The organism is Actinomadura sp. KC216 (assembly GCF_004348535.1).
Lineage (GTDB): Bacteria > Actinomycetota > Actinomycetes > Streptosporangiales > Streptosporangiaceae > Spirillospora.
Window position 1 is genome coordinate 1 of sequence record NZ_SMJX01000257.1, and the last position, 11,912, is coordinate 11,912.

10 protein-coding genes are annotated in these 11,912 nt (G+C 73.4%); 8 read left to right on the top strand and 2 right to left on the bottom strand.

The genetic code is table 11. The annotated features are described in order from the left end of the window. The 5 genes from E1264_RS32060 to cutA all read left to right on the top strand — a co-directional run. The coding region (locus E1264_RS32060; RefSeq protein ID WP_132179444.1) for a helix-turn-helix domain-containing protein at nt 1-718 on the top strand (718 nt) is incomplete at its 5' end. A 161-nt stretch (nt 719-879) separates the two neighbouring features. Next, nucleotides 880-2,310: a solute carrier family 23 protein gene (locus E1264_RS32065; RefSeq protein WP_132179462.1), complete on the top strand. Its 1,431-nt coding sequence runs from the start codon at nt 880-882 to the stop codon at nt 2,308-2,310. Then, the gene (locus tag E1264_RS32070) at nt 2,307-3,170 is read left to right on the top strand and encodes an FAD binding domain-containing protein (protein WP_132179446.1); all 864 of its coding nucleotides are present in this window, start codon (nt 2,307-2,309) and stop codon (nt 3,168-3,170) included. Before E1264_RS32065 ends, E1264_RS32070 begins: the two co-directional genes overlap by 4 nt. Nucleotides 3,171-3,180: 10 nt before the next feature. Beyond that, complete coding sequence (locus E1264_RS32075) at nt 3,181-3,666, top strand: (2Fe-2S)-binding protein (RefSeq protein WP_132179448.1); 486 nt, start codon at nt 3,181-3,183, stop codon at nt 3,664-3,666. Beyond that, nucleotides 3,667-6,081, top strand: coding sequence for an aerobic carbon-monoxide dehydrogenase large subunit (cutA, locus tag E1264_RS32080; protein ID WP_132179450.1), 2,415 nt, complete (start codon nt 3,667-3,669; stop codon nt 6,079-6,081). A 114-nt stretch (nt 6,082-6,195) separates the two neighbouring features. Here cutA and E1264_RS32085 read toward each other — a convergent pair whose 3' ends face one another. Then, the gene (locus tag E1264_RS32085) at nt 6,196-7,044 is read right to left on the bottom strand and encodes a polysaccharide deacetylase family protein (protein WP_132179452.1); all 849 of its coding nucleotides are present in this window, start codon (nt 7,042-7,044) and stop codon (nt 6,196-6,198) included. A 203-nt stretch (nt 7,045-7,247) separates the two neighbouring features. Between E1264_RS32085 and E1264_RS32090 the strand changes: the two genes are divergently transcribed. Continuing rightward, a complete protein-coding gene (locus E1264_RS32090) occupies nt 7,248-7,886 on the top strand; it encodes a carbon monoxide dehydrogenase subunit G (protein WP_132179454.1) in 639 nt (212 codons plus the stop codon). A 12-nt stretch (nt 7,887-7,898) separates the two neighbouring features. Here E1264_RS32090 and E1264_RS32095 read toward each other — a convergent pair whose 3' ends face one another. Continuing rightward, nucleotides 7,899-8,273, bottom strand: a complete 375-nt coding sequence (locus E1264_RS32095; protein WP_132179456.1) for an FKBP-type peptidyl-prolyl cis-trans isomerase — start codon at nt 8,271-8,273, stop codon at nt 7,899-7,901. Between the two features lie 134 nt (nt 8,274-8,407). On the opposite strand from E1264_RS32095, the gene E1264_RS32100 reads away from it, so the two are divergent. Then, on the top strand, nt 8,408-10,447 hold the full coding sequence (locus tag E1264_RS32100) for a hydantoinase/oxoprolinase family protein (protein WP_132179458.1): 2,040 nt from the start codon (nt 8,408-8,410) through the stop codon (nt 10,445-10,447). Further along, nucleotides 10,444-11,912 (top strand): hydantoinase B/oxoprolinase family protein (locus E1264_RS32105; protein ID WP_132179460.1); only part of this gene is annotated, 1,469 nt, incomplete at its 3' end. The genes E1264_RS32100 and E1264_RS32105, both read left to right, overlap by 4 nt.

The window sequence follows — 11,912 nt, forward strand, 5'->3', positions numbered from 1 at the left end:
CGGGAAGCCCCGCGGCAAGGGCGCCGAGGCCGAGGGCGGCACGCGCGGCGGCGGCCGCGGCGCCGAGGAGCGTTCCGCGCAGGAGCGGCTCGCCGCGGCGTGGACGACGGCCGTCCGGCGGCACGACCGCGGCGCCGCCGTCGCGAGCTTCGCGCACGAGGTCGTCGCGGTGATCGGCGCGGACGGCGGCGACCCCGCCGAGCTGACCGCCGGGCCCGTCCAGGCGATGCTGAAGGAGGCGTCGTCGATCTTCGCCGAGCACCTTCCGGTGCGGCGGACGTTCTCGACCGGCATCAGCCGGACGGTGACGTCCCCGGCCGCGCTGCCCGAGGCCTACGAGCAGGCCGTCAAGGCGGTGCGGGTCGGGCGGCAGCTGAACGGCGCGGGCGCGCGGGCGCACTTCGACCAGCTCGGCGTGTACCGGCTGCTGAGCCTGGTGTCGGACCCGGAGGAGCTGCACGCGTTCGTCCGGGAGACGCTCGGCGACCTGGCCACCGACGACGAGCCGGAACTGGTCGACCTGCGCCGCACGCTGCAGGTGCTCCTGGAGACCAACCTCAACGTCGCGGAGACCGCCCGCCGGCTCCACTTCCACTACAACACGCTGCGCTACCGCATCGGGAAACTGGAGCGGATGCTCGGAGCGTTCACGGAGGACGCCCATCTGCGTCTCAACCTCACCCTCGCCCTTCACGTACTGCGCATGCGCGGAATCTGAGGGTAACCGACGCTAGCGGCGCCACCCCGGTGATCTTCCGGTGACGCGCCGTTCCCGCCTACACCCCGGACGGGCTTTGGCAGATGTCGCCGATGCCCCTCGACCGGGGTAGTTCTACCGTGCCCGCATGAATGCGGACGGTTGAGCGGGAGGGGCCATTCATGGTGTTCGGCTGGAAGCTGCACGGGGACGGGCGCACCCCGCCGCCCGGTGAGGTCGTCAGGCCGGACGAGCGGCTGTCGTGGCCGCGCACCGCGGGCATCGGCGCCCAGCACGTGGTGGCGATGTTCGGGGCGACGTTCGTGTTCCCCGTCGTGATGGGCCTGGACCCGAACCTGGCGATCATGATGTCCGGGGTCGCGACGGTCCTGTTCCTGCTGATCGTGGGCGGCCGGGTGCCGAGCTACCTCGGCACCAGCGCCTCGTTCGTCGGCGCGGTCGCCGCGATCCGCGCGGCGGGCGGCGACAGCGCCACGGTGACCGGAGCGATCCTCGTCGCGGGCGCCGTGCTCGCGGCGGTCGGCCTGCTGATCCACTTCGTCGGCGGCGACGTCATCCACCGGGTGTTCCCGCCGGTGGTGACCGGCGCCGTCGTGATGCTGATCGGGTTCAACCTGGCGCCGGTGGTCGCGACCGTCTACTGGCCGCAGGACCAGTGGGTCGCGCTCGCGACGCTGGCCTTCGCGGTGTTCTGCGCGGTGCTGCTGCGCGGGTTCTGGGCGCGGATCGCGGTGCTGCTGGCGCTGGTGTTCGGGTTCCTGCTGTCGTGGCTTCTCGACAACACGGCCGGGAAGGTCACGTCGGTTCTCCCCGGGCAGAACCTGCTGGACGCGTCCGGCAAACCGTGCACGACCGAGGGCACGTACTGCGTCGCGACCGCGTTCCCGCACGACCGGATCGACTTCACGAGCGTGGAGAAGGCCGACTGGTTCGGGTTCCCGAGCCTGCACGGCCCCGACTTCAAGACCTCGGCGATCCTGCTGGCGCTGCCCGCGGTCATCGCGCTGATCGCGGAGAACACCGGGCACGTCAAGGCCGTCGCCGCGATGACCGGCGACGACCTCGACCCCGTCCTCGGCCGCGCCATCACCGCCGACGGTGTCGGCACCGCGCTCGCCTCCGCGGTCGGCGGCTCCCCGACGACCACCTACGCCGAGAACATCGGCGTCATGGCCGCCACCCGGATCTACTCGACCGCCGCCTACTACATCGCCGCGATCGTCGCGGTCCTGTTCGGGCTGTGCCCCAAGTTCGGCGCGCTGGTCGCCGCGACGCCCGGCGGCGTGCTCGGCGGCATCACCGTCGTGCTGTACGGGATGATCGGGCTGCTCGGCGCGAAGATATGGATCGAGAACCGGGTGGACTTCGCCGACCCGGTGAACCTCGTCCCGGTCGCGGCGGGCCTCATTCTCGCGATCGGGAACGTGACACTGGACATCACCGACGACTTCCCGCTGCAGGGCATCGCGCTCGGGACGATCGCCGTGCTGGTCGGCTACCACGTCCTGAACGCGGTCCGCGGGCCGAGCGGGCAGGGCGGCGGCATCATCCCGCCCGCCGACGTCCCGCCCGCCGACCGGGCGGCCGGATGAAGCCGCCGCCGTTCGGCTACCACGCCCCGGCCACCCTCGACGAGGCACTGGACGTGCTGGCCGCGGCACCGTCCGGGAAGGTCCTCGCGGGCGGGCAGAGCCTCATCCCGCTGCTGAACATGCGGCTCGCCGCGCCGCCGGAGCTGGTCGACATCAACCGCGTCGCCGGGCTCGACACCCTGCACGCGGGCGACGGCGGCGTCCGGGTCGGCGCGCTCGCCCGGCACGCGCGGGTGGAGCGCTCGGCGGAGGCCGCGGCCGTGCAGCCGCTGCTCGGGCGGGCGCTCCGGCACGTCGCGCATCCCGTCATCCGCAACCGCGGCACGGTCGTCGGGAGCCTCGCGCACGCCGATCCCGCCGCCGAGCTGCCCGCGGTGCTGGCCGTCCTCGGCGGGACGGTCGAGGCGGCGTCGGCGCGCGGGCGCCGCACCATCCCGGCCGCCGAGTTCTTCCGCGGGCCGATGGAGCCCGCGCTCGAACCCGGCGAGCTGGCCGTCTCCGCGTTCTTCCCGGCCGCGTCGCCCCGCACCGGCACCGCGTTCCTGGAGACGTCGCGGCGGCACGGCGACTACGCGATCGCCGGAGTCGCCGCCGTCGTCACCCTCGACGAGGACCTGCGCCTCGCCGAAGCCCGCGCCGGATTCCTCGGGATCTCCGCGACGCCGCTCGTCCTCGACCTGACCGAGGCCGCCGGGCTGCACGGCGACTGGCGCGCCGCCGCCGCGCACGCCCGCGAGCGGATCGACCCGGACACCGACATCCACGCGGGCGCCGCGTACCGGCGGCACCTGACCGGCGTGCTCACCGAGCGCGCGTTCACGTCCGCGGCGGCCGAGGCGCTGCGAAAGGCGGGGGAGTGATGGGGGAGTGATGGAGGAGAGCTTCGAGGTCGGGCTGACCGTCAACGGGACGCACCGCACCGCCCGCGTCCCGGCGCGCCGCCTGCTGTCGGACCTGCTCCGGCACGACCTGGGGCTCACCGGCACGCACGTCGGCTGCGAGCACGGCGTCTGCGGCTGCTGCACCGTCCTGCTGGACGGGGAGCCGGTGCGGTCCTGCCTGATGCTCGCCGTCACCGCCGCGGGCCACGAGGTCATTACCGTCGAGGGCCTCGCGGACGAGGACGGGACGCCCTCGCCCGTGCAGCGCGCGTTCCGCGAATGCCACGGCCTGCAATGCGGCTTCTGCACGCCCGGGTTCCTCTGCACCGTGACGGCGCTGCTGCGCGAGACGCCCCGCCCGACCGAGGACCAGGTCCTTGAGGGCATCTCCGGGAACCTGTGCCGCTGCACCGGCTACCAGAACATCGTCAAGTCGGTGCACCGCGCCGCCGTCCTGCTAGCCGAGGAGTCGTAAATGGGGACGCGGGTGTTCGGCGAGCCGGTCCAGCGCCGCGAGGACGCGCGCCTCCTCACCGGCCGCGGCCGCTACCTCGACGACCTCGGGCGGGACGCGCTCGCCGCCGCGTTCGTCCGGTCGCCGCACGCGCACGCCAGGATCGCCGACATCGACGTGTCCGGCGCCCTGGACGTCGACGGCCTCGTCGCCGTCTACACCTGGGAGGACCTTCCCGGCCGGGTCGGGGAGCCGCTCCCGCTGCTCATCCCGCATCCCGCGCTGACGCACGGCCGCACCGGATACCCGTTGGCGCGCGACGTCGTCCGGCATGTGGGCGAGCCCGTCGCGATGGTCGTCGCCCGCGACCGGTACCTGGCCGAGGACGCCGCCGAACGCATCCGCGTCGAGTACGAGCCGCTCCCGCCGGTCGTCGGCATCGAGGCGGCGACGCGGGCGGAGCACCTCGTCCACGACGACGTGCCGGGGAACGTGGGGGCGGTCCTCGTCCAGGAGACGGGGGACGCGGCCGCCGCGATCGACGCCGCGCCGCACGTGCTGGAGTTCAGCCTCGCGATCGAGCGCAGCGCGTCCATGCCGCTGGAGGGGCGCGGCGTCTACGCGCGCTGGGACGCCGACGACGGGTCGCTGCGCGTGTACTCGTCCACGCAGGCGTCGACGAGCGTGCGCGCCGCGATCGCCGCGCGGCTCGGGCTGCCGAACGGCAAGGTCGAGGTCGTCGCCCCGGACGTCGGCGGCGGGTTCGGCGTGAAGATCGTCCACCCGTGGCCGGAGGAGGTCCTGGTCCCGTGGGCGGCGCGGCTCCTCGACCGCGAGATCAAGTGGACCGAGGACCGCCGCGAGCACTTCGTGGCCGCCGCGCACGAGCGCGGCCAGCTCCAGGACGTCCGGGTCGGGTTCGACGACGCGGGCCGCATCCTCGGCCTGGACGTGAAGATCCGGCACGACCACGGCGCCTACACCCCGTACGGGATCATCATCCCGATCGTCACGTCCACGCAGCTCCTCGGCCCGTACAAGATCGGCGCGTATCGGGCCGAGGTGACGAGCCTCTACACCAACACGCTGATCGTCACCCCGTACCGGGGCGCGGGACGCCCGCAGGGCGTGTTCTGCATGGAGCGGACCATGGACCGCGTCGCCCGCCACCTCGGCCTCGACCGCGCCGACGTCCGCGCCGCGAACCTCATCCAGCCCGACGAGTTCCCCTACGACCAGGGCCTCACCTTCCAGGACGGCCGCCCGCTGATCTACGACTCGGGCGACTACCCGGAGCTGCTCCGCAAGGCCCGGGAGCTGATCGGCTGGGACGGCTTCGACGCCGAGCGCGCCGCCGCCGCGGCCCGGGGCCGCCGCCTCGGCATCGGCCTCGGGATCTACGTCGAGGGGACGGGCGTCGGCCCGTACGAGGGCGGCCACGTCGAGATCGACACGGCCGGGCGGGTGCACGTCTCGACCGGGCTGACCTCGCAGGGCCAGGGACACGAGACCGTGTTCGCGCAGATCGCCGCCGCGGAGCTCGGCGTCCCGATCGGCGACGTGCACGTCACGACGGGCGACACCCGCCGGTTCGGGTACGCGGTCGGGACGTTCGCGTCCCGCGCCGCCGTGATGAGCGGCAACGCGATCGCGCTCGCCTGCCGGAAGGTCCGCGCGAAGGCGCTGCGGATCGCGGGCGAGGCCCTTGAGGCCGACCCGGACGACCTGGAGATCACCGACGGGGTCGTGCACGTCAAGGGCGACCCGTCGGCGTCGGTGCCGCTGCGGACGGTCGCGGTGCTGTCGAACCCGCTCCGGTACGCGTTCGACCAGGAGGCGGCCGCGGCGACGCAGTTCGCGGTCGGCCGCCCGGTCACCGAACCGCCCGTCGCGTCCGGGGACGAGCCCGGTCTAGAAGGGCGCGACTACTACTCGCCCATCCGGTCCACCTTCGCGGCGGGCGCGCACGCCGCGATCGTGGAGGTCGACCCGGACACGGCGGAGATCGCGATCCTGCGGTACGCGGTCGTCCACGACTGCGGGCGGCTCATCAACCCGATGGTGGTCGAGGGGCAGATCCACGGCGGCGTCGCGCAGGGCATCGGCGGCGCGCTGTACGAGCGGATGGCCTACGACGAGTCCGGCCAGCTGCTGAACGCGTCGTTCATGGACTTCCTCATGCCGTACGCGACGGAGATCCCGCGCATCGAGACCGGCCATCTGGAGACGCCGTCGCCGCTGAACCCGCTCGGCATCAAGGGCGCGGGGGAGGCGGGCGTCATCCCGGTGTCGGCGGTGATCGCCTCCGCGGTGGAGGACGCGGAGGGCGTCCGCGTGGACGCGATGCCGCTCTCCCCGGACGCCCTCTACGAGCTGCGCGAACGGGCGGCGCGCGACCCGGCGCTGATCGTCCGCGAGGGGGCCCGGAGTGTGTAGTGCTGGCGGGGTCGGCTCGGGTGCGGGGGACCTCAACCCCGCCAGCGTGTTGACCCTAGTCAACGGGGGTGCGGGCCCTCCGCGTAACCGGGATTCCTCCGGGAAGGTCGGCTTTCAGCCACCCGCGGGCGCGGGCTTGTCGGGCGCGTTCCCGCCGAGCGACTTCGGCAGGTAGTTCTCGACGGCCGCGGGCCGGAACCCGGCCTGCTGGATCCAGCCGAGGATCGTCAGGAGGTCCTTGGCGAGCCCCTTGCGGTAGTGCATGAGGACGATGTCGCCGGGCTTGAAGCCCTTGCCGCCGTCGCCGCGCGCGAAGCCGTTGAACCCGACGCCCGGCCCGGTGGTGCCGTTGTAGAACTCCGCCGACCACAGCAGCACCGACTTCACGCCGCACTGCTTGGCGACCTGCCGGGTGGTCTCGTTGAAGCTGCCGAACGGCGGCCGGAATATCTCCGGACGGCGCCCGTACTGCTTCTGGATGTGGTCGGAGGCGTCGCAGATCTGCTTCTTCTGCGTCTCGGCCGGGAGCGTCGCCATGTTGGGGTGGCTGACGGTGTGGTTCTCCATGCGCGAGCCCGCGTTGCGCATGGCCCAGAAGTACTGCCCCTGGCCCTTGATGTAGGTGGAGGTCAGGAACGTCATGATGGGAACCTTCCGCGTGCGGACGAGGTTCACGAACTCCGAGTCGTACTCGTAGCCGTCGTCGATGGTGAGGAAGACGACGCGCTCCTGCGTCTCGATGCTCCTGATGACCGGGGGCAGGCCGTCCTTCGACGGCTGCGGCGGCGTCCACGAGCCGGGCTTCGGCGTCGCCCACGTCTGGTCGCCGAGGACGGCCGCGAGCTGCGTCCGCATCGACGGCCCCGAGTCGCCCGCCCGGGCGGTCAGGACGGGCCAGCCGCCCGCGGTCACGCCGACCACGCCGGCGGCCACCATCGCGATCACGGGGGTCGTACCTCGCATCGGCCGCGTACTCCGTTCGGTCTTCGGCTGGTGGTTCGCAACGGTTGACGCGCCGGTGGCGGGGGGAGTTCGCACCCCGGCGGAACCTGCCGGACATATCTGACCATTTCCCGCCAGCGCGCGGGCGCATCTGCCCAATCCTCGGCGTGTACTCGGCAGAAGTTGCCGTTCGGCGCGGCGGCGCCATTCCCTAAAGTCGGGTCATGCAGCTCAACGGCAGTGCCACCGTCGCCGCGCCGCTCGCCCGCGTCTGGGACGCGCTCCAGGATCCGGCGGTCCTGGCGCGGACGATCCCCGGGTGCCGCTCCCTGGAGGAGACGGGCCCGGACACCTACCGCATGACCGTCACGGCGGGCGTCGCCTCGATCCAGGGCACCTACGAGGGGCGGGTCGAGCTCGCCGAGCCCGACCCGCCGCGCTCGTTCGTCCTGCGGGCGCGCGGGCAGGGCGCGCCCGGCACGGTGGACGCGACCGTCCGCGTCCGGCTCACCGGCGGCGACGGCTCGACCCGGATCGACTACGACGCGGACGCGGTCGTCGGCGGGATGGTCGGCGGCGTCGGCCAGCGGATGCTGGGCAGCGTCGCCAGGCGCACCGCGGGCGAGTTCTTCGCCGCCGTCGAACGCGACCTGACGGCGCCGCCCCCGCCCGCGGAACCCGAGGCGGCGGCGCCGGGCGCGCGGGCCGGGACGGGCGCCGTCTACGCGGGACGCGCGGCGCCCGCCGGGCCGGGGCAGGCGCCCGCCGCGTGGCCGACGCTCATCGCCTTCGGCTCCGGCGGGCTGCTCGCCCTCGCCGGCGTCCTGCTCGGCTACCTCCTGGGCCGCCGCTCCCGCCGCTGAACGCGAGGGGCGTCAGTTCACCGCGACGAGGTCGACGACGAAGATGAGCGTCTCGCCCGGCTTGATGGCCGGGCTCGGGCTGCGGTCGCCGTAGGCGAGGTGCGGCGGGATGACGAGCTTGCGGCGCCCGCCGACCTTCATCCCGGCGATGCCCATGTCCCAGCCCTTGATGACGCGTCCGGCGCCGAGCTGGAAGTCGAAGGTGCCGCTCCGGTTCCAGGACGCGTCGAACTCCTCGCCCGTCGACCACGACACGCCGACGTAGTGCATCGACACGTTGGAGCCCTTCGCGGCCTCCGGACCGTCGCCCTCGGTGATGTCGGTGATGTCGAGGTACGCGGGCGGCTGTCCCTCGGGGAAGTCGATCTCGGGGCGTTCCAGGGCCATGAACGGGCTCCAGCGTCTGATCGGAATTGGGAAATGCTCAGCCTAGCCGTACCGCGCTCTCACGAAAGACGATCCCGCCCCTTGGCAGAATGCGACGGTTTCGCAGGTGGGCGGCGTCCGGTAGGACCGTGTCCATGAGGCGGTTGCGGATCGGGATCGACACCGGAGGGACGTTCACCGACGTCGTCGCGCTGGACGAGGACGGCGGCGGGCTCGTCACCACGAAGACGCCCTCGACGCCCGCCGACCCGGCCGAGGGCTTCGCGGACGGCGTCGCGAAGATCCTCGCCCTCCTCGGCGCGGAACCGGCGGACGTGGCCGCGCTGTCGCACGGCACGACGGTCGCGACGAACCGCCTCCTGGAGGACCGGATCGACGACCTCGGCTTCGTCACCACCGAGGGCTTCGCGTCGATGCTGGAGATCGCGCGGCAGAGCGTCCCGGACGGCTACGGCAACAGCTACTTCTGGGTGAAGCCGCCGCGGATCGTCCCGGCGCACCGGGTCCGGACGGTCGGCGGGCGGCTCGACCACACCGGCGCCGAGCTGCGCCCCTTCGACGAGGCGTCGGCGGTCGCGGCGGCCCGCTGGTTCCGCGACGCGGGGATCCGCGCGATCGGGGTGTGCTTCCTGCACTCCTACGCCGACCCGTCGCACGAGCTCGCGATGCGCGACGTGCTCGCCCGCGAGCACCCGGACGCGGTGGTGTCGCTGTCGTGCGAGGTGCTGCGCGAGTACCGCGAGTACGAGCGGTCGGTGACGACGCTGGTGGACGCCGCCGTCAAGCCCGCGATGAACGGCTACCTGGCGCGGATCGCCGAGCGGGCCGCGTCCCGGCTGCTGGTGATGAAGAGCAACGGCGGCGTGCTGTCGGCGGACGAGGTCGCCCGGCAGCCGATCACGACCGTCCTGTCGGGCCCGGCCGCCGGCGCGCTCGGCGCGGCGTTCGTGGTGTCCCACAGCGGGCACGGCTCGGTCGTGACCTTGGACGGCGGCGGGACGTCCACCGACGTCGCGGTCGTCCTCGACGGCGAGCCGACCCTCACCACCGAGGGCTCGATCGGCCGCCATCCCGTCAAGATCCCCATGATCGACATCGTGACGGTCGGGGCGGGCGGCGGCTCGGTCGCGTGGCGGTCGCCGGAGGGCGCGCTGAAGGTCGGGCCGCGCAGCGCGGGCGCCGACCCCGGCCCGCTCTGCTACGGGCGCGGCGGCACGGAGGTGACGGTGACGGACGCGCACGCCGCCCTCGGCCGCATCCCGCCGCACCTGCTCGGCGGCGAGGTGCCCCTGGACGTGGCCGCCGCCCGCGCGGGCCTCGAAGCGCTCGCCGAAGGGCTCGGCCTGCCGGTGGAGAAGGCCGCCGCGGGCATCCTGGAGATCTCGGCGTGGAACCAGGCCAACGCGATCCGGCAGATCACCGTCAAGCGGGGCCTGGACGTCCGCGACTACCCGCTCGTCGCGTTCGGCGGGTCCGGCCCGCTGCTGGCCTGCCGACTGCTGGACGTGCTCGGCCTGCCCGCCGCCGTGATCCCGGAGAACCCCGGCAACCTGTCGGCGTTCGGGCTGCTCACGGTGGACGTGAAGAACGACCACGTCCGGACGCGCGTCGTCCGCGACGCCGAACTCGACCCGTCCCTCCTGGACGAGGTCTACGCCGACCTGGAGTCGGAGGCCGCGCGGGCGCTGGCCCGCGAAGGCTTCCCGGACGGGCGCCGCCGCTTCGCCCGCTCCGCCGACCTGCGCTACTACGGCCAGGCGTTCGAGGTGCGGGTGCCCGCGCCCGCCGGACGCCCCGACGAGGCGTTCCGCGCCGAGGTCGTCCGCCGCTTCCACGACGCCCACGAGGCCCTCTACGGGTACTGCTACCGCGACGACCCGCGGCATCCCGTCGAGTGGGTCAACCTGCGCGTCTCCGGCATCGGCCCGATCGCCCGCCCGCGCCTCACCGGACGCCCGCCGGGAGACGGCGACCCGTCGCGCGCCAGAACCGGCACGCGAACGGTCTACTTCGACGCCTGGGAGGAGACGGCCGTCTACCGCCGCGAGAAACTCGCCCCGGGCGACACCGTGGCGGGCCCGGCCGTCATCGAGGAGTTCGGCTCGACGCTCCCGCTGCACCCCGGCTTCACCGCGGACCTCGACGGCTACGGCAACCTGGTGGTGACCCGGTGACGATCGACCCGATCCTGCTGGAGATCGTCGAAGGGACCCTCGCCTCGGTCGAGCGGGAGGTCGAGACCGCCATCGCCCGGACGGCCCGCTCCCCGATGATCCGCGACGCGCACGACTTCCGCGCGGGCATCCACGACCGCCGCCTCCGCAAGCTCACCGGACGCTCCTACTCCGCGCTCGTCCAGCCCGTCGCCCGCGACTTCCCGCCCGAGGAGATGCAGCCCGGCGACGTGTTCTTCCACAACGACGTGTACCTGTCGGAGGGCGGCATCGGGCACCTGCCGGACCTGTGCGTCACCGTCCCGGTGTTCCACGGCGGCGAGGTCGTCGCGTTCGTCCAGGCGTTCGGGCACCACGACGACATCGGCGGCGCCGTCCCCGGGTCGATGCCGAGCCATGCCCGCAGCGCGTTCGAGGAGGGCCTGATGGTCCCGCCGATCAAGCTGTGGGACCGGGGCGTCCCGAACCGCGCCGCGCTGACGATCATGACCCGCAACTCGCGGATGCCCGACTCCCTCGCCGGCGACCTGGACGCCGAGTGCTCCGCCTGCCTGATGGGCGCCCGCCGCCTCGGCGACCTGTTCGCCCGCTACGGCCGCGCCGCCGTCGAGGCGTGCTTCGACGCGATCATCGACCGGACGACGCAGACGTTCCGCCGCGAGCTCCTCGCCAAGATCCCGGACGGCACGTTCGTCTGGGAGGACTACGCCGAGCACGACGGCGTCGACCCGCCGCGCCTGCACGCCCAGCGCATCACGCTGACCGTCGACAAGGCGGCGGACGTGCCCCTTGTCATCGACTTCGCCGGGACGTCCCCGCAGGCCAAGGGGCCCATCAACCACGCGGGCGACTACTCCGGCGGCGTGTTCCTGAAGAAGTGGCTGGCGCCCGTCCTGCGGAACCTGGCCGACACGCCGGAGCGGGCCGCCGAGCTGGACGTCAACGAGGGCGTCGTGCCGCTCATCGAGATGCGGTTCCCGGAGAAGGGCACGCTGCTCACGCCCGTCTTCCCGGCCCCGACGAACGCCCGCACGTTCGTCATCCTGCGGCTGCTCGGCGTCCTCGCGGGCGTCCTGGCGAAGGCGACCGGCGGGCGGATGCCCGCCGACCAGGAGACCATCCGCTACACCGGCGTCTACGGCGAGGACGACCGCGGCCCGTACCTGATGCGCGAGGTGCTCGGCGGCGGGTCCGGGGGCCGCTACTACGCGGACGGCGAGGACACCATCCACGTCGTGCCCGACTCCCGCAACATCCCCGCCGAGTTCGCCGAGGCCCGCTGGCCGTTCGTCGTGGAGCGACTCGGCCTCGCCGTCGACTCCGGCGGGCCGGGGGAGTACCGGGGCGGGCTCGGCTACGACAAGCACATCCGGATGCTCCGCGACGCCCACTACATGTCGATCGCCGACCGGTCGATCCTGTCGTGCTGGGGCGTCAACGGCGGCCGTGCGGGACGTCCCTTCCG